The 23,516-nt window shown below is 42.5% G+C and carries 14 protein-coding genes, 1 pseudogene and 1 riboswitch; of the genes and pseudogenes, 7 read left to right on the forward strand and 8 right to left on the reverse strand.

Translation table 11 applies throughout. The features are described 5' to 3' along the window. Positions 1-5: 5 nt before the first annotated feature. Positions 6-824 carry a bifunctional hydroxymethylpyrimidine kinase/phosphomethylpyrimidine kinase gene (gene thiD / locus K429_RS0101945; protein WP_025725859.1) on the forward strand — a complete coding sequence of 273 codons (819 nt, stop codon included), beginning with the start codon at positions 6-8 and terminating at the stop codon, positions 822-824. A 4-nt stretch (positions 825-828) separates the two neighbouring features. Further along, complete coding sequence (locus K429_RS0101950) at positions 829-1,428, forward strand: thiamine phosphate synthase (protein ID WP_025725860.1); 600 nt, start codon at positions 829-831, stop codon at positions 1,426-1,428. A gap of 79 nt (positions 1,429-1,507) precedes the next feature. Here the strand turns inward: K429_RS0101950 and K429_RS0101955 are convergent, their stop codons facing one another. The 5 genes from K429_RS0101955 to K429_RS0101975 all read right to left on the reverse strand — a co-directional run bounded on the left by K429_RS0101955 (position 1,508) and on the right by K429_RS0101975 (position 7,106). After that, a complete protein-coding gene (locus K429_RS0101955) occupies positions 1,508-2,581 on the reverse strand; it encodes a 6-bladed beta-propeller (RefSeq protein ID WP_007218747.1) in 1,074 nt (357 codons plus the stop codon). Positions 2,582-2,892: 311 nt separating this feature from the next. Continuing rightward, positions 2,893-3,666, reverse strand: a complete 774-nt coding sequence (locus K429_RS0101960) for a sulfide-dependent adenosine diphosphate thiazole synthase (protein ID WP_007210494.1) — start codon at positions 3,664-3,666, stop codon at positions 2,893-2,895. 20 nt (positions 3,667-3,686) lie between these two features. Continuing rightward, on the reverse strand, positions 3,687-5,408 hold the full coding sequence (thiC, locus tag K429_RS0101965; protein ID WP_025725862.1) for a phosphomethylpyrimidine synthase ThiC: 1,722 nt from the start codon (positions 5,406-5,408) through the stop codon (positions 3,687-3,689). A 17-nt stretch (positions 5,409-5,425) separates the two neighbouring features. After that, a complete protein-coding gene (locus K429_RS0101970; protein WP_025725863.1) occupies positions 5,426-6,046 on the reverse strand; it encodes a thiamine phosphate synthase in 621 nt (206 codons plus the stop codon). A 59-nt stretch (positions 6,047-6,105) separates the two neighbouring features. Further along, positions 6,106-6,200, reverse strand: a riboswitch (TPP riboswitch). A 54-nt stretch (positions 6,201-6,254) separates the two neighbouring features. After that, positions 6,255-7,106 (reverse strand): hypothetical protein, encoded by an 852-nt coding sequence (locus K429_RS0101975; protein ID WP_007218757.1) that lies wholly within the window; start codon positions 7,104-7,106, stop codon positions 6,255-6,257. Positions 7,107-7,456: 350 nt separating this feature from the next. Here K429_RS0101975 and K429_RS29645 point away from each other — a divergent pair. Then, positions 7,457-7,732, forward strand: a pseudogene (locus K429_RS29645) (DUF4846 domain-containing protein); the annotation flags it as partial. Between the two features lie 68 nt (positions 7,733-7,800). On the opposite strand, the gene K429_RS0101985 reads toward K429_RS29645, so the two are convergent. Beyond that, a complete protein-coding gene (locus K429_RS0101985) occupies positions 7,801-8,856 on the reverse strand; it encodes a porin (RefSeq protein WP_025725865.1) in 1,056 nt (351 codons plus the stop codon). A gap of 317 nt (positions 8,857-9,173) precedes the next feature. On the opposite strand from K429_RS0101985, the gene xyn10D/fae1 reads away from it, so the two are divergent. Next, positions 9,174-11,324, forward strand: a complete 2,151-nt coding sequence (gene xyn10D/fae1, locus K429_RS0101990; RefSeq protein ID WP_025725866.1) for a bifunctional endo-1,4-beta-xylanase/feruloyl esterase — start codon at positions 9,174-9,176, stop codon at positions 11,322-11,324. Between the two features lie 179 nt (positions 11,325-11,503). Beyond that, on the forward strand, positions 11,504-15,514 hold the full coding sequence (locus K429_RS0101995) for a hybrid sensor histidine kinase/response regulator transcription factor (protein ID WP_025725867.1): 4,011 nt from the start codon (positions 11,504-11,506) through the stop codon (positions 15,512-15,514). A 39-nt stretch (positions 15,515-15,553) separates the two neighbouring features. Here the strand turns inward: K429_RS0101995 and K429_RS0102000 are convergent, their stop codons facing one another. After that, a complete protein-coding gene (locus K429_RS0102000) occupies positions 15,554-16,975 on the reverse strand; it encodes an alkaline phosphatase (protein WP_022209203.1) in 1,422 nt (473 codons plus the stop codon). Positions 16,976-17,009: 34 nt separating this feature from the next. Further along, positions 17,010-18,251, reverse strand: a complete 1,242-nt coding sequence (locus K429_RS0102005; protein WP_025725868.1) for a DUF2264 domain-containing protein — start codon at positions 18,249-18,251, stop codon at positions 17,010-17,012. 302 nt (positions 18,252-18,553) lie between these two features. Here K429_RS0102005 and K429_RS0102010 point away from each other — a divergent pair, with 302 nt between their 5' ends. Continuing rightward, positions 18,554-21,745, forward strand: a complete 3,192-nt coding sequence (locus K429_RS0102010) for a TonB-dependent receptor (protein ID WP_025725869.1) — start codon at positions 18,554-18,556, stop codon at positions 21,743-21,745. Between the two features lie 11 nt (positions 21,746-21,756). Continuing rightward, positions 21,757-23,499, forward strand: coding sequence for a RagB/SusD family nutrient uptake outer membrane protein (locus K429_RS0102015; protein WP_025725870.1), 1,743 nt, complete (start codon positions 21,757-21,759; stop codon positions 23,497-23,499). The last annotated feature ends 17 nt before the right edge of the window (positions 23,500-23,516 follow it).

A 23,516-nucleotide genomic window follows, 5' to 3' on the forward strand; every position in this document is an offset into this window, starting at 1 on the left:
GGCTTATGGATAAGAAAGCAATCGTCCTTTCCGTTGCCGGTTCCGACAGTTCCGGTGGCGCGGGCATACAGGCAGATCTAAAAGCTATCTCGGCACTTGGAGGTTATGCAGCTACTGCTATCACAGCCATTACAGTGCAGAATACATTGGGTGTGCAAGCTGTTCATCCTGTTGCGGCAGAGCTGGTAGGCCAACAGATGCAGGCGGTGATGGAAGACTTGCAACCGGATGCCATTAAAATAGGTATGACTGGAAACGTAGAGATTATCTATGAAATAGTACGGATACTGCGTCGCTATTCTTCCCGGAAAGTGGTTTTCGATCCGGTGATGGTTTCTACCAGCGGGCATAGTCTGATGACGGATGAGGCATTGGAAGCCATTCGTACTAAGTTGATTCCGAAAGTAACTCTCGTAACTCCTAATCTGCACGAAACAGAAGTATTGTTGCAACAACCGGTTCAGACGATTGATGAAATGGAGGATGCCGCATGCCGGTTATTCGAAAAATATCACTGTGCTTTTCTTATTAAAGGAGGTCATCTGACCGGTCATGAAATGTGCGATGTACTTTATGACGGAAAAGAACTGAATATCTTTGGTGGCAGGCGTATTCATTCCGCCAACCTGCACGGTACGGGATGTACGCTTTCATCCGCCATTGCCACTTTTCTGGCGCAAGGATCATCCTTGTATGAAGCAGTGGAACAGGCCAAAGAATACATTTCCTATGCTATTGAAGCCGGGAAAAATTTACGTATAGGGCAGGGGAATGGTCCTTTGTGGCATTTCCCGTTTCCGACGCCTCCGGTAAATGAAGGATAGAAAAATGAAACTAATTATTATCACCTCTCCGGATTTTATTCCGGATGAAGCACGCATCGTCACTGAATTATTTAAAGCCGGACTGGACTTGCTGCATGTACGCAAACCGGATGCGGATGTTCATGCGGTAGAAAATCTGCTGCAAGGTATTGCTCCGGAATATAGAACCCGGATTGTCATTCATGATTTTTTCTTTTTAAAAGATAAGTATCTTTTAGGCGGAATTCACTTGAATTCCCGTCATCCGGAGGCACCAGCAAATTATGAGGGAATACTGAGTCGTGCCTGTCATAGCTTGGAAGAAGTGGAAACTACAGTCTCCCGGTTCAATTATGTGCTTATGAGTCCTGTTTACGATAGCATTTCCAAACAGGGATATCGTTCGGGATATTCAAAGGATGAGTTGAAACAAGCACAGGAAAGCGGGGTCATCCATGAAAAGGTAGTAGCCTTAGGCGGAATAAGTGAGGTGAACCTTGCGGAAATAAAGTCTCTTGGCTTTGGCGGTGCAGCTTTATTAGGAGATATCTGGAACCGTTACCATACGTGGAAAGATGCCGAAGAGTTGCTTGCTCATTTCAGGAGGCTGAAAAAGATTGCGTAGATTCTTATTGAAAGTACACATGAAGTGGTTTACAATAGGTTTTATATGCCGGGTTATCTCTAAAAATGCGTGTGAGATTTTATTTGAAGTATAATTTGATCAGGCAGGGATTATCGTCTTCTTGCCGGTTCCTCAATTTCTGATACTCTGTTGGAGGTAATACGGACTGATATGCTTCAAACTCCTCGCTGAAGGCAAACTGCACAATATATTCTTCTTCAAAAGTTTCCGGCCTTACTATTATGCCTTCTTTAGATTCTCTAAATAAAAAGCATTTATCATCTATTTTGCGATAGAAAACGTTTTTTAAAGTCAGATTCGGAAACCAGCCATATGACAAATTAACGTAAAAGAACTTGCTGTTTTGATACTGCGCTCTTAATAGATAAGGTATAGTATTATCTTTTATGTATTGGGTTATAAGGCATCCTTCTTCAGCCTGGTTATCATCGGTAAAAGTAAACTTATATTTTGAAATATCAATGTTGTCTTTACCGAAATTCCATTGATAAGCTAACCGTAGACTATCTTCCGTAATTTCATAAACTTCATTATTATGAAAGGTAGGGGCAAAATAACTCTTCCCATTGTAGGTATAAAAATTACCTACTGCTACAGAATTCAGGATGCGCGGTCCTTTCCAGAAACTGTTTGTTTCTTCTCCGGTATTGGCATCCACGATTGTGATGCAGGTTTCTTCGCAGCTATTGGGAATTGTCCATGTCATAATTTTATCTCCCATTGCTTCCATGGCTTGGTAATTGCTTTTGTCCGGTAATCTGATTTGCCTTACAAACTGACCTTCCAGGTTATAAACATAGATGCTTCCGAATGGAGAAAGTAGTTTTACCTGATTTTTTCCTTCATCAACAATCATATCATATACTTCCCTATACTCTCCGGGACCTTGTCCTTTTTTACCGATTGTATGCAAGAAGTGTCCTCTATCATCGAATACAAATACTTGAAAATTTTTCCAATCAAGAATATAATTACGGTTATTACCGACTACAATTTTCACTGGAGCTCGTAGCAGGCAGCTATCCGTTGTTTCTAACGGTATTACTTGAATAGTATCGAAAATCTCATGTACAGATATTTTGGAGGGATGTAAGTCTGCTTGTAAAACATTGCTTTGAGTATCACTCCCCATGTTGTTATTCCTGCATGAGGTTAATAAAATGCTTATTATTAAAAAAAGAATGTGTTTCATGTTGTACTAATTATTAATTAACGAGACTGTTATCAGTATGTTTACTGGGAACAAAGTTATGCAATTTTATTATTAAGCGATAATTTTGGCAAAAGAAAACACTGCATGGCAAGAAAAGAGAGGAGCGTAATAAGAATATAATATAAAGGCGAAAGATTCCCGTCTCTACAGGCGATTTATTATGTATTAATCACACTGTAGAGGCGGGAATCATACGCCTTGTATATAATAGAAATATAGCTTCTGAGAAATTACTTCTTCAGCTTCGCAATAATTTCCTCAGCTACCTTTTTACCGGACATCAACATTCCTCCAAAGATCGGTCCCATACGTGGAGTACCCGAAACGGCGGAAGCAGCCATACCGCAAACGTAAAGTCCCGGATAGATTTCCTTCGTACCGTTTACAACCTCTTCCTCTCCTGCAATTACATCCAGTGAACGTTCGCCAATTACACCACCGGTTTCGGTAGCCAGGCGACTGCCATTCTTGCGGGCTACGGTAGCGGCTATTTCGCTGTCATGGCCTGTTCCGTCTATTACTATCTTTGCAAGGATGTTCAGCGGGTCCACGTGCATACCTTCGCGCAATACAGGAGTCCAGTTTACCACTACTCCGCTTACCGTATTATTCTTGAAGATAACATCTTCTACGGAATAGCAGTTGAATACGGTGGCTCCGGCATGTACGGCATGATAAAGCAATGCAGAGGTACTCTCTACAGAGTCCATCACATATAAGCCGTCCTCATATTTCTCGTGGTTGATATTGAATTCCTTTACAATGTCAATCGCTTCTTCCTGAATCACAATCTGGTTGAACATCATGGCACCGCCCCACATACCGCCGCCGGGAGCAAGCTTACGGTCGAACTGCGCTACTTTCAATCCGGCCTTTGCCAGATAATAAGCGGCTACTATGCCCGACGGACCACCACCTACAATGGCAACGTCCAGATCAAGATTTCTCTCTAATTTTTCAAAATAGGTACTGATGATACCTTTGGATACTTTTGTTTCAATCATTTTCTTATAAGTTTAAAAAGTTATTCGTTCTCTGTATTTTCTATTTCTGCATCATAATCACAATCTTTCAGTCGTTGGCTGATGCGCATGGCACAGAAGTTGGGCCCGCACATGGTGCAATACTTCCCGTTCAGGTGGTTGGCTTCCTTGTAATATTGCAAGGCGCGTTCCGGATCGAGACTCAGATTGAACTGGTCTTTCCAGCGGAATTCATAGCGGGCTTTGCTTAAGGCATCGTCACGTACTTCGGCACCCGGATGGCCTTTGGCAAGGTCTGCGGCGTGTGCGGCAATTTTGTAAGTTACCACTCCTATGCGTACATCTTCTTTCTGCGGTAATGCAAGATGTTCTTTGGGTGTCACATAGCAAAGCATCGCTGTTCCGTACCAACCGATTTGTGCTGCGCCAATGGCACTTGTGATGTGATCATATCCCGGTGCAATATCTGTAACCAGCGGACCGAGAGTATAGAACGGTGCTCCGTGGCATTTCTCAATCTGCCGGTCCATATTTTCCCTGATCTTATGCATGGGTACGTGTCCCGGACCTTCGATGAATGCCTGTACATTTTTTGCCCAGGCGCGTTCTACCAGTTCTCCCATCGTATCCAGTTCCGCAAACTGTGCCCGGTCGTTCGCATCACGGATAGCTCCCGGACGCAAACCATCACCTAATGAAAGTGCCACATCATATTGTGCGCATATATCGCATATATCATCGAAATGCTCATACAGGAAACTCTCTTTCTGATGGATTTTACACCATTGGGAGATAATGCTTCCTCCCCGGCTCACCATTCCGCAAAGGCGGTCATTGGCATAATGAATATTCTTCAGGCGGATACCACAGTGGATTGTAAAATAATCTACCCCTTGCTCACATTGTTCGATCAGTGTATCTTTAAATAGTTCCCAGGTAAGGTTTTCCGCCTTTCCGTGTACTTTTTCCATTGCCTGATACATGGGAACAGTACCTACCGGAACAGGACAATTCCGGATAATCCATTCCCGTGTCTCGTGAATATTTTCTCCTGTAGATAAGTCCATCAGCGTATCTCCACCCCATTTACAACTCCAGACGGCCTTTTCCACTTCTTCTTCAATCGTGGAAGAGGTAGCTGAATTTCCGATATTTGTATTAATCTTTACGAGGAACTTTGAACCGATAATCATAGGTTCAGCTTCGGGATGGTTGATGTTGGCGGGTAAGGCGGCATGTCCTGCCGCAATTTCATCACGCACAAACTCCGGTGTGATGTAAGTTTCTATACCCAACTGTTGGCAGTTCATATTCTCACGGATGGCTACATATTCCATTTCCGGTGTTACGATACCTTGTTTGGCATAGTACATCTGCGTAATCTGCTTGCCTGCTTTGGCACGATAAGGCAAAGTGATATGATCAAAACGCAGGGAGTCAAGGCTTTTGTCTGCCAGACGCATCTTTCCATATTCGGAGCTGATTTCCGTCAACCGTTCTACATCCCGTTCCTGTATCCACGGTTCGCGGAGGCGTGGCAAACCTTTCTTTAAATCTACCTTCTGTTCCGGATCACTGTATGCGCCGCTTGTATCATATATGTAGACGGGCGCATTCTCCGTCATAACTTTTTTCCCGTTTTCCACTACTACGGTAGGGGTAAGGTTCACTTTTCGCATCCCAACTTTCAGATAAGGATGGAGTTGCCCCTGCATATAAACTTTCTCGGATTCGGGATAAGTAATTTTTGTTTTATCTTCCATGGTTCACTAATTGATTTCTATTGGGTCAGTCGTATAATTGTTTCCATTTCACGTACCGGATTCTCAGCTTTTAGAATACCGCCGCTCAATGCTATTCCGCTCAGTCCTGATGCTTTCAGGGATGGGATGTCCTCACGTGTGATTCCACCGATGGCAACGACAGGAATTGTTATTCCTTTTTCGCGCATTTGCGTCAGGATGGAATGATAACCTTCCAGCCCCAGAATGGGTGATAACTTTTGTTTGGTAGTTGTGAAGCGGAAAGGACCGCAACCGATGTAGTCGGCGCCATCAGTGGCATGTTGCCGGATGTCCTCGAACGTGTTGGCTGTTCCGCCAATAATGAAATCTTTGCCCAGTCTTTCCCTTGCTTCTTTTATCGGCATATCCAGTTTTCCTAAGTGGACACCGTCCGCGCCAATCTGTTTCACCAGTTCCACGTGGTCATCAATGATGAACGTGGCTCCGTATTGGCGGCAGAGTTCCTGCACTTGCACGGCTGTGGCTTTCAGCTCTTCTGAAGAAGCATCCTTCATCCGAAGCTGAACCCAGCGGCATCCCCCTTCAAGGGCTATGCGTGCGGAGTCCGAATAAGAAATGGATGCCGTAAAATGCGTAATGAATTGTACGTCAAACATTCAAACTCTGAATTTAGAAATTATACTTACAGAAAGGGATAGTAGTATAAACGAATAGTAGAATATAGAAAGAAAATTCCCTTCGACGGTACTAGCCGTATCAGGTTCATTGGGTATAATCTCAGCTATTTTTATAGCACCCCCTTTTCTGCCGACAAAGAAAGGACGAATGTTTTTAATAGGAATAATACCGCTCTATCTTTTAAGTTTATTTAAACTTGACATAATTGAGGCGGGTGTATTGTTTGTTTCCCGAAGTAAAGGTACAAGAGATGCGTGCCGAGGCAATATATACCGATTCTCCGGGCTCGAAGGCATGTTCCGTAGCGGGCACCTGGCACGATTCCCGGCTTGCCGTACGCGAGTTGGTCCGGAAAGTGACGAGATTGCCGATAGGATCTTCCAAAGTCAGTATCTGCCGGACATAGAAATAAGGAGTCGTTCCTTTCACGGTGGTTTTGTAAGGATCGTCTTCCAGCCGGACACGGAGTACTTTCAGTGTCAGTTCTTTCACTTTATCTCCTTCTTTCCCCAGAAAACGGCTGGTAGAATATTTCTGATGTGCCTGCCGCTTCTGAATATCCAGATGGACGGAATGATACACCTGTGCTATTTGTACGAAGCGTTCCTGTTTAGGTATACGTGGAGTAAACTTATAAGCAATCCAACTCACATATGCCGGATCGATACGGAAGATTTCGTGCAGGAAATGTCCATGATACTTTCCGAAAGAGATAATGTCGTCTCCCTTACTCTGCATACGTTTGGCATTATATTCTACCAACAGAATGCAACGTGGAGAATAATAACATAGGCTGCTTGCCGCTCGCAGACTTTCATGGATGTCTGTAGAAAGGTCCTGGACGTAAAAAATGGACTGGCGTTCGGGAAGAGGAGAATACACCCATAAGGAGTAACGGGGAGATTCCGGACGGGGCAGTACAACCAGATAAGCACCTGCCTCTTTGTAAGAGGTTCTTCCCTGATTGTATTCATTTAGTTTCTTGTACAACAGTTCTTGTTCAGCTTCTGATATACCAGGAAGAATCGGATTTGCCATAAGCTCTGAGTTATTTACTCAAATATACGATTTTTCGTGTAAATAATCAAGTTTTGTATGGAAAAGTTTAGGAAGAGATAATGTATATTCAATAAAATAATTGAATTTGTATTATTTGTTGGTCATGAAAAGGATGACTGTTAATCTCTTTTTTATACAATTCATACTTTCGTTATGATGTGTCTTTTTTGTATCTGCACCGTACCCGAACCGTATCAGGGCTGTACTTGCTCCGTACATTCTTCGGTCAAAGGTACTTCTACACGAAGAAAGTACGGAGCGGGTACGGAGCAGGTACGGCTTTGATACGTCACAGATGCTTCTGGAGGTATTTAAAACCTGGTGTTTATGTTCCTTATACATCTTTACAACCCGGAGATGTGTTTATCAAAGGCGGATCACCGGGGCACGCAGTCATTGTAGTGGATGTGGCGATTTACCCTCAAACAGGAAAGAAAGTGTTCCTGCTGGCACAGAGCTATATGCTGGCTCAACAGATTCACATATTGGTGAATCCCGCTAACCGTGGATTATCGCCTTGGTATGAGCTGTCTGACAATGATGAAGGTAAGCTCTACACTCCGGAATGGGTGTTTGAGAAGAAGGATTTGAAACGGTTTAAGTAGGATGAATGAGAGAGTCAAAGAGTACTTACCGGACGATGCACCTGTTGTTGGCAGGTGCATGTGAGGTGTTAGAACCGAACCATCAGTTCCAATACAATCTTATCTTGTTCAGACTCTTTGGCAATACTGTTTTTGGCATAGAAATACTTTTCGTAGTTCAGCCGGAGATCTGTGCGGAATGCCTTGCTGAGACTGAAAGTGATACCTCCGGTTATACGGTGGCGTTTGTAGTCGGTGGTAGTCAAGGCTCCGGTTTCTTCGTTGATGGCTTTACCATCGCTTTGACTGGTCATCATATCATAGCGTGCCAGAAAGGACATCTTGCTGAATACTTTTTGTAAGGGGAGGTCGTAATTGATAAAACTATTTACGGCATGCACGTTGTCATAGGCATTGTTTGCATAAGTTTTGTACAAATACTCTCCTTCAATATGGAAGCGTCCGAATTCATAGAAAGCACCGATGTCATACGAGTTTATCCTTACCTCTTGTGGCTGGATGCTCTGTATGCTTAAAGCCAGATTCAGCTTCTTGGCGAAAAGGAATTGTGCTTTGGCGGAATAGTTTACCTCTTTGTGCCATTCTTTTTGATTAGTCAGTCCCGAACCATTGTAGAGTCCGCCTTCTAAGGTTACAGGTATTCCAGTGCCGAATTTATATCCCAATGTAACGCCAACGTCACGCACATTACCAACTTGTTTCGCAATAAACGAACGGTTAGCGAAATATTGCTGATGTGGAGAGCGGTGGGCGTCGATTGTAAATGGTACTCGCATTTGTCCTGCGGTGACGGTCAGGTCTTTTATTGGGAAAAGACGGGCGTAGGCATCCAGCATTTTGATTTGTCCTTCATCGGAGAGATCAATTTCCGCCTTATAAGCTACGATGGGCAATACATTTCCGGTAATGCTGATGCGTGCATTGCGTACTTCGAAACGACTGGCAGCCATTTCTGTCTGATACTCAAACTTAGTACGGATAGTACCGTGTATTTCCGGCAGGTAATCCTTTGTTTCCAGCTCTTCTTTATCAATCTTCTTTCCGTCCTCGTTGCGGTACGGAGTCTGAGCGTTTGCTGTCAGCGACAGTAGGATGATGAGCAACATGAATGCGCTTTTCTTCATAATCATTAGTTGTAGTCGATTAATTTATGGCGGCAAAGTTCAGACATGTGTGTTATATTTTTGTGTCATGTATGTTTCGTTTTGGTTACAATCATCTTTTTCTCTTTACTTCAGTGGCGGTACTGACCTTGAGAATCCATTTTCTTTCACTTTTACTAAAGGAGGTAACATAAGCGAAAAAACGTGTTACACAAATATGAAGAATCTTTCTGAAAAAAGCATTCTTTTGTAACCGTTTCCAATTAGTGAGTGATATGCATGTACAAATACATGGTAGATAATAGATATACTATGAAAACCTTTTAAATAATTATCAGATGAAACATTTATTCAAATTTTCCCTTTGCGCATTGGCATTGACCATGGGCGCAAATACCGGATTCGCACAAAGCGGAGAAACGGGGCTGAAGGATGCCTATAAAGATTACTTCTCTATCGGCGTGGCTGTTAATATGCGTAACATCTCGAATCCTGAACAGATTGCCATTATTAAAAAAAACTTCAACAGTATTACGGCAGAAAACGACATGAAGCCGCAACCCACCGAGCCTGCCTACGGACAGTTCAATTGGGAGAATGCCGACAAAATTGCCAATTTTTGCCGTAGCAACGGAATCAAGTTACGCGGGCACTGTCTGATGTGGCATGCCCAGATAGGAGAATGGATGTATAAAGATGAAAAAGGGGATTTAGTGTCGAAAGAGAAACTTTTTCAAAATATGAAACATCACATTACAGCTATCGTGGAACGCTACAAAGACGTGATATATGCGTGGGACGTTGTGAATGAAGCAATCTCCGATGGTGGCTGGCAGGGTGGCCGACGAGGCATGGGAGAACACCCAAGTCCGTATCGCAATTCCCCTCTTTATCAGATTGCCGGTGACGAGTTTATTAAGAAAGCCTTTATTTATGCCCGTGAGGCCGATCCTAATATACTCCTTTTCTACAATGACTATAATGCTGCTGATCCTGGAAAACGCGATCGCATCTATAATATGGTGAAATCCATGAAGGAAGAAGGTGTGCCCATTGATGGTATTGGCATGCAGGGACATTACAATGTCTATGGTCCGAGCATGGAAGATGTAGATGCTGCCCTGACGAAATATTCTACGATAGTGAAACATATCCATATTACTGAGTTGGATATTCGTGCCAATCAGGAGATGGGAGGACAGCTCAATTTCAGTCGTGACGGCGGCAACATCAGTCAGGTAGTAAAAACGCTTCAGGAAGATCAGTATGCTCGCTTGTTTAAAGTACTTCGCAAACATAAGGATGTGGTAGACAATGTTACTTTCTGGAATCTTTCCGACCGCGATTCATGGCTCGGTGCACGTAACTATCCGTTGCCTTATGATGAAAATTATAAGGCGAAACGTGTCTATAGTATCATTAAGGATTTTGATCCGGCAAGCGATACTGCTGTAGTGAAAGAGGATTTCCGTCCTTCTGTACTTAATCAGCCCGGACAGCAATATCCTATGGTCAATTCGCAAGGATACGCCCGCTTCCGTGTAGTTGCTCCTGATGCCAAATCAGTCATTGTCAGTCTTGGATTAGGCGGTCGTGGTGGCACAGTTCTCCGCAAAGATAAAGAAGGTGTATGGGTAGGTACTACAGATGGCCCCATGGATGAGGGATTCCATTATTATCACCTGGCTATCGATGGTGGTGTGTTTAATGATCCGGGTACTAAGAATTATTACGGCTCTTGCCGATGGGAAAGTGGTATTGAAATTCCGGCTCATGATGAGGATTTCTATGCTATGAAGCAAGTGCCTCATGGAAATGTTCAACAGGTTTATTTTTATTCCAAGAGCACAGATACCCATCGTCGTGCATTTGTTTATACACCGCCCACTTACGGAAAGGATAAGAAGAAATATCCGGTTCTCTATTTGCAGCACGGATGGGGAGAAGATGAAACGGCATGGTCCAACCAGGGACATGCGAATCTGATTATGGACAATCTGATTGCTGAAGGCAAGATTGAACCGTTCATCATTGTAATGACGTATGGTATGACGAATGATGTGAAATTTGGACATATCAAAGAGTTCACGGCTAAGGAGTTTGAAACGGTGCTGGTAGACGAACTGATACCTTATATTGATAGTAACTTCCGTACACAGGCCGACAAGAAGCACCGTGCTATGGCAGGACTTTCTATGGGTGGCTTTGAGACGAAACTGATTACTCTGCGCCGTCCGGAAGTATTCAATTACTATGGACTGTTGAGCGGTGGGACTTATGCACTGGACGACATCACGGATAAAAAGCAGGTGGTATCCATTTTCATCAGTTGCGGAAGCAAGGAGAATCCGGATGGTGTGACTAAAGCCGTGAATGACCTCAAGGCAGCCGGTTTTAAGGCAACGTCTTTCGTTTCTCCCGATACGGCCCATGAATTCCTGACTTGGCGCAGGAGTTTGTATCACATGGCACAGTTACTTTTCAAATAAGGGTATAGCTTTATAAAGAGAAACATGAAGTCCCTCAAAAGTTGGATATGAACTGCACTCTTAAAGTTTTGTGTCTAACTTTTGGGGGCAGTTCTTTCAACAATAAACTTTGTTTTAGTAGGAGCTATATTCTTTTTTCCTTATTTTTGCATTCATAATAAAATGCGGAAACCATACTAATGAAAAACAGAATCATATCTCTATTTCTTTTGCTATTTAGCACACTTCCGGCAACTGCCGAATATTTCCGTAATTTGGGCTTACAAAATGGACTATCACAACCTTCGGTTTTGAGTATTGCCCAGGATGGATTGGGGCGAATGTGGTTTGGAACGCAGGAAGGCATTAATATGTATGATGGAGAGCAAATTACTTATGTCAAGGGCGAAATTACAAATGCGGATGGGGAAAAGCTTTGGATTGGTAATTATGTACCTTTCATTGTTCATGATATTGATGGCGATATTTTCTTCATAGCTGATAATAATTTGTTTGGCTATGACATTCATACCTCCACATTTAAGCAATATACGACAGACAATGCTACTACTGCTTTGGCTGTCTATCAGAATGAAATATGGTATGCCCGGAAAGATTCTCTTTTCGCTTACGATTGCCGACAGCATACCGCCCGGTCGAAAGTGAAACTTCCTCCTTATACCGTAAACACGCTGGCAATTAGCGAAACCAATATATATGTCGGCATGATGGAAGGAATGTATATCATTCCTCAAAACACACTCCAGCCATCCCGGTTTTTACTGGAAAATATAGATGTATATTGTATTTTCGAGAGTTCGGACGAAGAAGTGTGGATAGGCACTCGCATGCAAGGATTGTATCGGCTCAAGGATAATGTATTGCAAAAAGTTCCTTATGCACTTACCGGAAGTGCTGGAATCCGCAATATGCAGATACGTGCCTTTGTCGAGGATGATGAGCATAATATTTGGTTTGGAACTTTCGTTGGTTTACAAAAGTATGATGTCCGGAAGCAAACCTATACACTGATACAGATACCTCAGTATGTGGGGGGCTTGAATCATCCTTCTATTTTTTCTCTTTACACCGATCGGCAGGGAACTATCTGGATCGGCAGTTTCTATGGAGGAGTGAACTATTTTACTCCCGACCGCAGTGGATTTGTACATTATGACTACCAGGCCGGAAATCTTTCCAACCTATATTATTCATACATTGGTGAGATGACGGCTGATAAACATGGAAATCTTTGGGTCAGTACTGACGGAGGAGGTTTAGGTTGCATAAATGAAAACTGGGAACTGGTACATCAATTTACGGCAGGGGGACTGAACTCTATTCCGCATAACAATGTAAAGAGTATCTGCTATGACCGGGAGAATGACTATCTGTATATCGGAACCCACTTAGGAGGATTGTCACGTTATGATTTTCAGGAAAAAAGCTTTTATAATTACCTGGAACATCAGTTGGAAAATACTCCGGCTCCGCGCCATTTCATCTATCAGGTCAAGATGTGGAATGGTAAACTTTATCTTTCTTCCCGTGAAGGTGTTTTTCAACTCGATCCGGTGACTAATCACTTTACGTTTCTGTTCAAACCGGAGTCTTACTGTATAAATTTTGATATTGATGCAGAAGGAAACTTCTATGCTAACCAAGCAGACAAAGTTGTGATCGTCCCTCTTTCTGATGTTACTCAAAGAAGTACTCTCAAACTGCAGGATATGGGCTATAAGGGCAGCATATCGCATGTACGGGTGACGAAAGACGGTGTATATATCTGTACGTTAGGAAGCGGATTGCTGTTTTACGACCGGAATACCAAGAAAATGATTGTTTATAATACGGAGAACAGCACATTGCCCAGCAATTATTGCTACAATGTGAAACAGACTGCCAGCAATAAGTTTATCCTTACCGGAGACCGGGGAATCATACTTTTTGATCCGAAAGAGCAGTCATTTACCAGCTTGGGACAGAAAGAAGTCTATCTCAAGGCTCCGATCATTCGGGATTGCGGGATTTATGTCTCTTCGGACAATAAAATCTATATTGGAGATACCAAAGGGGTTACTCTTTTGGCGGAAGAAGAATTTCATGCTTCCCAGGTAGAGATAAGTTCTCTTTATTTCTCTACTCTTCATGTTAACAATCGGTTGATAAAACCGTCGCCTGAAAATAAAATACTCACTGCAGCGCTTCCTTTTACGAAGAGGCTAATGCTGGATACTGAGGACAATAACCTGCTTATCAAGTTTGCCCATTCTGATTATCAGAACAAATATGCGCAGCAAGGCTTTGAATATAAATTGGAAGGATTGGATAAAGTCTGGACATTTACTCCGACTCCGGAGGCCAGATATACAAACCTCGATCCGGGCGATTATACACTTTATGTACGTATGGCGTATGCTTCCGGTCAGCTTCCTATTCAATTGGCTATTCATATTGCCACTCCTTGGTATGCCACCTGGTGGGCATGGATATTCTATATGATTACAATTGTTTCGGGCATCACTTACTATGCCCGAAACCGATTCGTAAAACAGGCTTTGGCGCAATCGCTGGAAAAAGAGCGTATCGAAAAACAGCATATAGAAGAAATGAATCATGCCAAGCTGGTATTTTTTACTAATGTGAGTCACGAATTCCGTACTCCATTGACACTGATTGTCAGCCATATTGATACTTTGTTGCAGAATCAGCTGCTTCCTCCGCAAGTATACAACAAGATATTGAAAATAAAGCAGAGTGCACAGCAGATGACTAATTTGGTTTCTGAACTTTTGGACTTCAGACGATTTACCCAGAACCGCTTTATATTGCAAAAAGAGAAGCGGGATATAGGGAAATTCCTGAAAGAGATATTTCTTTCGTTCAGTGACTTTGCACATCAACGTAACATTTGCTATGATTTTCAGTGCAATCCGGTGGAGATAGTGTGCTGGTTTGATGCTAAGCAATTGGAGAAAGTATTTTTTAATTTGCTTTCAAATGCCTTTAAATATACCCCTGACGGAGGGAAAATAGGTATGATAATTGCTACTGATAACGGTAATGTGAAGATACAGATTTGCGATACCGGTAGTGGCATCTCAGATTTGGATTCCGCCCATATTTTCGACCGCTTTTATCAAGGCGGGAATCAGAAGGGAAACGAACAATCTCCAGGTACGGGTATCGGTTTGGCTTTGACCAAAAGCATCGTAGAAAAACATCATGGGGCAATTTCTGTAGAAAGTGAGATCGGGAAGGGTAGCACTTTTACAATTGCTTTATCGCTTAACATGAGTATCTATCAGGAAGACGAACATATTCAGTTTGTTGATAGTGTATCTGATATGATGACTACTACAGGACCATTGTTAGGCGAGAAAATAGCCTCTTTTTATGAAGTTCCTGTAGACTCACTATCGCAGGAAACGGCAAAGGAGAACGACAGGAAACTGTTGTTGGTGGAAGACAATAAAGAACTGCTGCAAATCTTGAAACAGCTTTTTGAACCTTTCTATCAAGTCTACCTGGCAAATAATGGAAAAGAAGGGCTTGCTCAAGCCTACGAGCATAAGCCGAATCTGATTATATCAGATATTATGATGCCTGAAATGACTGGAATTGAAATGTGCCTGCAAATAAAGAATAATGTTGATTTGTGCCATATTCCTATTATTCTGCTTACTGCGCTCAACAATACGGAGCAGAGTATTGAGGGGTTGAATCGTGGGGCGGATGACTATATAAGCAAACCTTTCAATGCACAGTTGCTTTTGGCAAGAGCTAATAATCTGGTAAGGAACAGATTGCTGATACAACATCAGCTTCGTAAGAAACCTCTGTCGGAAATTGATTTGACCAGCATCAACCCTCTGGATCAGGAGATGTTGCGCAAAACGTCACAAATTATTGAGAAACATATTGATGATCCTGATTTTGATATACCGGAATTGTGTAAGGAAGTTGGTATAGGTCGCTCTTTGCTGTATTCCAAATTTAAAGCTTTGACGGGCATGACTCCTAATAACTTTGTGCTCAATTATCGCTTGAAACATGCTGCAACTCTTCTTCGCCGATATTCTGATTTGCCGATTGCGGAGGTAAGCGATCGCTGTGGATTCAGTTCGCCGGTGTATTTCAGCCGTTGTTTCAAAAATCAGTACGGATGTACGCCACAGAGTTATCAGAAAAGAAAAGATTCGGAGGTTTAGGCACGGATTAATCCGCGCCTAAGATAAATTCATAATCATTTAGAAATCTATAGGGTATCCGGCAGCCTGAGCGATTTTTATAGGTATCTCTGTGTTGTCTATACGGCCTTGAAACAGATCTGCTCCGGCTCCAATGGCAAATACTGGAACATAACCGGCTGAATGTCCTCCGCTGGTCCAGCCTACAAGAGCTATTTCATTGATGATACGTTTAGCTTCCGATGCTATCGGTTCGTCTTGTGCATATTCGCTCTTTTCCAGCTTCATCTCCTGATGCATCAGGCTTTTTTCATGAACTGTTTTCAATCGGGCTTCCTGTTCGGCAGTTAGTTCTATCTTATCCCAGAAACCGAAATTGTCCTTCAAGGCCTCTCGGATGGCTTCCCAACTCACTTGATTGCTGGTCTTGGCGCGCATTTTGTTGACGATGCGGGTGAAACCGTTTTCGCTAACTTTTTGATTTTTCAATACCTGCAGATTCAGGTCATAAGTGCCTGTACCCAATACAAAGCCTCCGGTTTCGTGATCGGCAGTGACAACTATCAGTGTTTCATCCGGATGTTGCGAATAAAACTCATAAGCTATCTTGATGGCATTATCGAAGTCTATTATTTCATGAAATGTGGTTGCAGCATCATTGCTGTGGCAGGCCCAGTCAATTTTCCCCCCTTCTACCATCAGGAAAAAGCCTTTGGATAAATCTTTCGACAAGAAATTGATGGCGGAACGGGTGATATCCTGAAGAGTCATCTCTCCCTTTTTACGGTCGATAGCATAAGGAATGGCTACAAATTCACGTTTAGAGGCTTCTTCAGTTTGCAGTAGGAGCATCTTATCAGCTTTTTTGCTCTGTTTCAGATAATCTTTATAACCGCGTGCGATGGTATATCCGTTTTTGCCAGCCATTTCATATAAGTTGTCAGTCGTGGGATTGTTCTTGTCTGTTGCATCCCGGAAGTCGGAACCGGCATAGAAATCGAAGCCGGTCTTATATAAGTCTTTTCCGATCTCGTGATAAAGGGTACGCTTAGCGGCATGTGCGTAAAAAGCTCCGGGAGTTGCATGGTTGACGGTGACGCTGGTGGCAATGCCCACTCGGCAACCCTTATTCTTCGCCCATACAGCTACACTGTTAATTGGGGTTTCCTGATCCTTCAGTACACCAATTGCGCTGTTTTTGGTCTTACGGCCGGTGGCAAGTGCTGTACCTGCGGCAGCCGAGTCTGTAACCCTGTTTGTGGCAGAATTGGTAATTGCAACGGTAGAATAGGGAAACTGAGTAAATAGCAAAGGAGTAATTCCCATTTTTCCTTCCAGTTCTGCCCGATAGATTTCTGTACCTTGCACTTGGTTGACGCCCATTCCGTCGCCAATAAAGTAGAATACATATTTAGCTTGTTGCGCATAGCTCCAGCAGATGGATAAGGCTAACAAAAGTAATAAAGATGAAAGTTTTTTCATAATATTTATTTTTAGTGATTTGTTTGAATTCTTTTTATTTCTCGTTACGTAGTGAGTGATGTCCGTCGATTGGGAATGGTTTACCACTCCATGCTTTCTGGGAAGTCCACTCTGCTGCTTGATCACTCCAGAAGGGATGGGTAACAGGCAGAGCTAATGGCATAAATACCAATGCAGTCATATAGAGACTACCATTATTGGTGTAGTAGTTAGCCAGTTCTGGCTGGTGTCCGGCAAAACCCAGCCTGAGGAAATTTTTATCATCGAAATTTCCTTCTATACTAAACATATTCCGCATAACTGTACTCAGTGCACTACGCACCTGCCCGTTACTTAGCCCTTCTGGTAATCCATATTTCCAGCTAGCTAATGCCAACGTCTGGAAAGCTCCCATGCGATATATCACTGAACGTCCGAAGGCAGGATAAGTTCCTTCCGGTGAAATCAGGCGTTCGATGAAAACATTGAACCGTTGCATACGGCAAATAGCCAGTACAGTGCTGACGGGAGTCAGAAATTTTTTTGCTTTGCAAACTTCTAATATTTCCACATACATGGGATGAATGACATAAGAATTGTAATAATCTAAAGCAAATTCCGGCCCGTCTGAATACCAGCCGTCACTTAAATACCACTCGTTGAGTTTGTTCACTGCCACAGTAAGTGCAAACCGGTCAGCTTCCTCGCCAATCGAGAGTAAAAAAGCTTCGGTCATGGCACGGAACAACAGCCAGTTATTGTAAGTAGGACGGATGATACGCAATCCTTTGAAACATTGGATGTAACGTTGCCGGGTGACTTCATCCAACAACTTCCAGGTGGCATCTGGTGCACGAAGAAAACTTTCGGCGATGTAGGCTGCGTCTACCAGAATTTGGGTTGGTCCTTCCCACAACAAGTAATCCGGGCTTTGGGGATCTACAGCATTCTTGTATGCTTGTAGTGCCCACTCCTGCAATTGGCGGCGTTGCTGCCCTTCAGCTGTATTATCTGCAGGGAGAGATAACCAGGGAGAGATGCCTGCCATTAGCCGTCCAAAGGCCTCCATGTAGGCTACGCGTTTATCACGTCCATCCCATGTGGGGCTAAGTTCCAACTGCATATTCTTTTGCAGTTCACCTTTACTCATGTTTTCCAAAATGGGTTGTGCTATCTTATAACAGAGGTCAGCCCATTGTTGTCTGTCGCTTGGAGGTTCTTCCACTTTTCTTTTTGCAAATGTGTCTCCCAAGAGGCAGAAAGAAAAGACGACTAAGAGGATAATTCTTGTTTTCATATATAATAATTGCTTTTAATAGTTTGCTTCTTTTTTGAAATATTATTGCTGCAATATTAGTGCTATTAAATAAAACAGGATTGTAGTTATTGTACGGAATATATATGATTATTGTCGGGGATGATTTTTACAAAGATGTGACATTGAAATAGGAATGGTATGTATACCAATGAAAATTTTCCTGAATCCTATTAAAAATGTCCACGGATAATTTTCATCGTTTCTTTGGACGATTTGGATAATGCCTATAAAGTGAAAAGGCGTAAACTTGCAACGTTAATAACAACTAATTTTTAATACTTATGAAAAGAAAACTCAAACATTGCAGTTCTCTCCCCAAAAGAATGGTATTGGGGGCATCACTAGCTTTAATTGCTACCGGATCATTATGGGCGACAAGAGCCAGTTCAACGTCACTCCATACTGATATAGTAGAGAGTATCACACAACAAAAAACGATTAAAGGCAAAGTACTGGATGTACAGGGTGAATCGATTATCGGTGCTAATGTAATTATAAAAGGTACAAGCAATGGAGTCATTACAGATATTGATGGAAATTTCACGCTTGACAATGTACAGGTCGGCAGTGTTATTCAGATTTCTTATATTGGATATCTGACTAAAGAAGTTAAAATTACCGGCAATACTACGGAACTGAAAATAGCTTTGACGGAAGATGCGCAGTCACTGGATGAAGTCGTAGTTGTAGGATATGGTTCTGAAAAGAAGGTAAACCTGACGGGCTCTGTCGCCAATATCAATATGGCGGAAATGAGTGAAAGTCGTCCGATTACAGATGTATCACAGGGATTGGCGGGTATGGCTGCCGGTGTGCAGGTTACTTCCAGTTCAAATAAACCGGGTGATAATACGGCGTCTATAATGATTCGTGGTCAAGGAACCTTGAATAATTCAGCGCCACTTGTCATTATTGATGGAGTAGAAGGTTCATTAAACAGCGTGCAACCTCAGGATATTGAGAATCTATCGGTTTTGAAAGATGCTGCATCAGCAGCTATTTATGGTTCGAGAGCAGCTAATGGTGTCATTTTGATTACTACACGCAGTGGCAAGCAGGGTAAGACAAAAGTTGATTACAATGGCTATCTCTCTTGGGAATCTGTAGGAAAAACCTTTGATTTAGTGTCTAACTATGCTGATTATATGGAATTGATAAATGAAGGTTTTTCCAATTCAAACTTGCCAACCAAATACTCGGATGATGCCATCAAATTGTGGCGTGCCTATGAAGGAAAAGATGCGTTGAAATATCCAAATACAAGTCTGATGGATGAGTTGTTTAAAACATCTTTGAGTAACAACCATAGTGTTTCAATTAGCGGTGGTTCGGATAAAGTCAAGTTTTATACTTCTTTTGGCTTCCTGCATTCACCGGGGGTGATGGATAATTCTGGTTATAAAAAAACGCAAGCACGCGTTAATCTGGACATTGACGTAACTTCCTGGTTGAAGGTCGGAACTAATATTAATGGATATGTATCTTTTACGGAGCAGGGTACGAATAAGATGGAAGATGTCTTCACTTACGCTGCCGCTACTTCTCCGGGTATGGTGTTTCGCGCTCCTGATGGTCGGTTGGGTTCTGTCAATAATGACCAGGACGATGCTCAGAATGCAGCCAATAATCCTATTTATCGTTTATATAATACTGCGGGAGATATCCAAGAACGGTATGTGAAAAGTCGTTTTTACGGAACATTGACTCCTTTTAAAGGATTTACGCTGACTGGATCATTCAACTATATGCATCGTAATAAGACGGATGATTCTCAACCGGTATTTCTGGAGCAATGGAATTTTCTGAACGATGTGGTGGCTTCTACTGGCATTGGTAAAACTCACATCATGAACAGTGATTACAAATGGAATGACTATCTGATGGATGTGACGGCTGCTTATCAGAATAAGGTTTCCAAACTGGACTATAGCGTTATGGTGGGAGCCAGTCAGGAACTGTTCCGCTATAAATGGTTCAAGACAACCAAGCAGGACTTACTGGATCCGGGACTGGGAGTGATTGATGGCGCTACCGGAGCTGCTTCGTCTTCTGGTAATACAGTGGAATGGGTGATGCGTTCTTACTTCAGTCGACTGAAATTGAACTGGGATAACAAATATCTGTTTGAAGTGAATCTCCGCGCCGATGGTTCTTCCCGTTTTATGGAGGGTAATCGTTGGGGATATTTCCCTTCAGCTTCCGCTGCCTGGAGAATCAGTGAAGAACCTTTCGTGAAAGATTTTTCAGAAAGATTGACGTTGAGTAATCTGAAACTGCGTGCTTCGTATGGTGTGTTGGGTAACAATGCGTTGAGAAGTAAAAATGCAGATATTGAAGGTAATTATGATGCCCAATCTTTATATTCGGCATCCAACTATATCCTAAATAATAATATAGCTACCGGAGTAGCTATGCAGGCTATTCCTAATGGAAACCTGACTTGGGAAAAGACGAAAATCTTTAATGTAGGGGTGGATTTCGGTTTGGCAAATAACCGTTTTACCGGTACGGTCGAATATTTTCATAAAAAGACGGAAGATATCCTGATCGATCTTCCGGCTCCGCTTGTGAACGGGAATGCAACTATCCCAAGACAAAATGCAGGCATAGTGGTGAACAAAGGTGTGGAAATTAGTTTGGGCTGGCAAGATAAGATAAAGGATTTCTCTTATTTCGTGAATGGTAATATCACTTTTATAAACAACAAGGTAACCAAGTTCAAGGGTAATGAAAGTGCTATTACTAATGCTGATATGATTAAAGAAGGTTATTCGATAAATGTTCAGTATGGCTATGTTGTTGATCGCATTGTGCAGACACAGCAGGATTTGGACTTTGTGCAGCAGTTAGTGGATAATACTCCGATTGATCCAAGTACAGGCAAGCCTAAAAAAACATTTCCTTCTAATCGCCCGGAACTGGGAGACTTACTATATAAAGATTTGAATGGTGACGGTGTGATTAATGATGATGACCGTACGATTATCGGTAATGGAGCCACTCCGAAGTGTACTTTTGGTGTGAACTTGGGAGGGGCTTATAAAGGTTTCGATTTCTCTGTTCTTTTGCAGGGAGTCACCGGAGTGGAAACTTATTGGCTGGATAATTATTTTCGTCCGGTTGTTCGCCACAGTTATCAGCTCAACAAGAAGATAGCAGATGGCCGTTGGTATGAAGGCATTCAGGGCTCAGCCCGCTATCCCCGCCTACTGGAATTCAGTGATAACAGGAATACATTGATTAGTGACTTCTGGATTCAGAACAGATCATTCCTTAAAATTAAGAATATCCAGTTAGGATACACCTTTACGAGAACGGCATTTCCATCTCTACCTATAGAGCGTGTGAGAATCTACGGTAGCTTAGAGAATTTTTTTACGTTCACTAAATACGATGGTCTCGATCCGGAAGTGTCTGGCGTTGACTACCCTTCTATGAGACAGGCTGTTATTGGAGTTAATCTTTCATTTTAATTTGATGTTTTATGAAAAAGTATAGAATATTATTAGGTGCATTTGTTGCATCAATGTGCTTGAATAGTTGTTATGAGCTGGATAGGTATCCGGCTGACCAAATAAGCGATGGCATTTTCTGGCAGACGGAAACCCATGCCAAACAAGGGATGATGGGAGTATATGCGGCTCTTAGAGAAGATAATGCTTTTGGGATGAGATTTGCCTATGATTGTATGTCGGATATAGGTGTGGGGTATGATTCTCAGGGCTTTGGACCGGTTATCTTAGGTACTTATAGTGATCGGCATGCCTTAGTGGAGGATAAATGGAAGTCGCTTTATGACGGGGTGATGAGAGCCAATCTGGTGCTACAGAAGGTACCTGGGATAGAAAGTATGAGTGAAGAACTTAAAACCCAGTATTTGGCAGAAGCTAGATTTTTGCGTGCCTTGTATTATTTCGAACTTTATAATTTTTATGGAGCATTGCCACTGTATGACGAAAGTGTGAACTTGAGTACAGACTATAATGACTTGAAGAAGCCCAGAAGCTCTGAAGAGCAAGTCGTACAGTTCATTCTTGCTGACCTGGATGCCGCAGTCAATAGCAATCTTCCTGTAAAAAGGATACAAGATGACTATGGACGCGTGACATTGGGAGCCGCTTATGCATTGCGTGGAAAAGTATATTTATATACAAAAGAGTATGCAAAAGCTGCCAAGGATTTCGAGGAAATTATATTGGATCCGTCGGGCAAAGGATATAATTACTCTTTGTATGCTGATTATGCTAAGTTATTCACTCCGGAAGGCGATCAAAGTGATGAAATGATTTTCGCTATTCAGAACTCAGGAGGTGTAGGCAAAGATTATGGTATGCCAATGACTTTCTATATGGGCAGCCGTGCTACGTATGGCAGTTGCTGGAATGTCGTGCTACCGTCCGCTACGCTGGTAGGCATGTACGAGTATAAAGATGGCAAACCTTTTGATTGGGAAGAAGTTATTCCAGGATTCAGCAGTACGGACGTGAAGGATAAAACCTTTGTATCGGTACTTGCAGAAGGAGGTAAAACGGTTGCGTCTTATCCCGAATACAAAGATAAGTTACTTGAAATGTATTCGAAACGTGACCCGAGAATGAGTGAAACCATCATTATGCCTTATACTACTTATCCGGGATGGGTAAACAATCAGCCTAAGACTTGTGAGTTTATAATTGCCCGGAACATAGCTCCGAATGAAACAAACGGCTTTATTCGATTGAGTCCTGCTAGAACAGAGTCGTACATTTTCCGGAAATTTGTACCCGAAGGTAATATGAATGGAGAGATAAATAATAGAGAACATACTCCTATTAACTTTCCGATACTCCGTCTGGCAGATGTGTACCTAATGTATGCAGAGTGCAAGAATGAGTTGAATGACCAAGCTACGGCAGTAGAATATATTAATAAAGTGCGCCAACGCCCTTCTACCAATATGCCTGCTATTAACAGTGGCCCTGCATGGCTGAAAGCTTCTTCTAAAGAAGAGGTATTGACACGTATCAAACACGAAAGAGCCGTTGAGCTTATTGCAGAAGGACATCGTTGGTTCGATCTTCGTCGCTGGGGTATTGCCTTGGAGGTATTGCCGGGAGATGTATACGGAATAACCGGGCGGAGGCTGGTAACTCGCGTATTCACAGAGAAAGATTTGTTGTGGCCCGTACCGGGAGTGGAAATTGAAAGGAATCCAGATTTGAAACCTAATAATCCGGGGTGGAATTAATAATTGAACTAAAAATA

Origin of the sequence: Bacteroides sp. 14(A), from assembly GCF_000526555.1 — a bacterium.
Classification (GTDB): Bacteria; Bacteroidota; Bacteroidia; order Bacteroidales; family Bacteroidaceae; genus Bacteroides; species Bacteroides cellulosilyticus.

Bases quoted from the DNA above. Each gene is read 5' to 3' on its own strand.
- K429_RS0101950 (WP_025725860.1), top strand. From the start codon at position 829: ATGAAACTAATTATTATCACCTCTCCGGATTTTATTCCGGATGAAGCA.
- thiC (WP_025725862.1), bottom strand. From the start codon at position 5,408: ATGGAAGATAAAACAAAAATTACTTATCCCGAATCCGAGAAAGTTTAT.
- xyn10D/fae1 (WP_025725866.1), top strand. From the start codon at position 9,174: ATGAAACATTTATTCAAATTTTCCCTTTGCGCATTGGCATTGACCATG.
- K429_RS0101960 (WP_007210494.1), bottom strand. From the start codon at position 3,666: ATGATTGAAACAAAAGTATCCAAAGGTATCATCAGTACCTATTTTGAA.
- thiD (WP_025725859.1), top strand. From the start codon at position 6: ATGGATAAGAAAGCAATCGTCCTTTCCGTTGCCGGTTCCGACAGTTCC.
- K429_RS0101985 (WP_025725865.1), bottom strand. From the start codon at position 8,856: ATGAAGAAAAGCGCATTCATGTTGCTCATCATCCTACTGTCGCTGACA.
- K429_RS0101955 (WP_007218747.1), bottom strand. From the start codon at position 2,581: ATGGGGAGTGATACTCAAAGCAATGTTTTACAAGCAGACTTACATCCC.
- K429_RS0101995 (WP_025725867.1), top strand. From the start codon at position 11,504: ATGAAAAACAGAATCATATCTCTATTTCTTTTGCTATTTAGCACACTT.
- K429_RS0101975 (WP_007218757.1), bottom strand. From the start codon at position 7,106: ATGGCAAATCCGATTCTTCCTGGTATATCAGAAGCTGAACAAGAACTG.
- K429_RS0102005 (WP_025725868.1), bottom strand. From the start codon at position 18,251: ATGAAAACAAGAATTATCCTCTTAGTCGTCTTTTCTTTCTGCCTCTTG.
- K429_RS0102010 (WP_025725869.1), top strand. From the start codon at position 18,554: ATGAAAAGAAAACTCAAACATTGCAGTTCTCTCCCCAAAAGAATGGTA.
- K429_RS0102015 (WP_025725870.1), top strand. From the start codon at position 21,757: ATGAAAAAGTATAGAATATTATTAGGTGCATTTGTTGCATCAATGTGC.
- K429_RS0102000 (WP_022209203.1), bottom strand. From the start codon at position 16,975: ATGAAAAAACTTTCATCTTTATTACTTTTGTTAGCCTTATCCATCTGC.
- K429_RS0101970 (WP_025725863.1), bottom strand. From the start codon at position 6,046: ATGTTTGACGTACAATTCATTACGCATTTTACGGCATCCATTTCTTAT.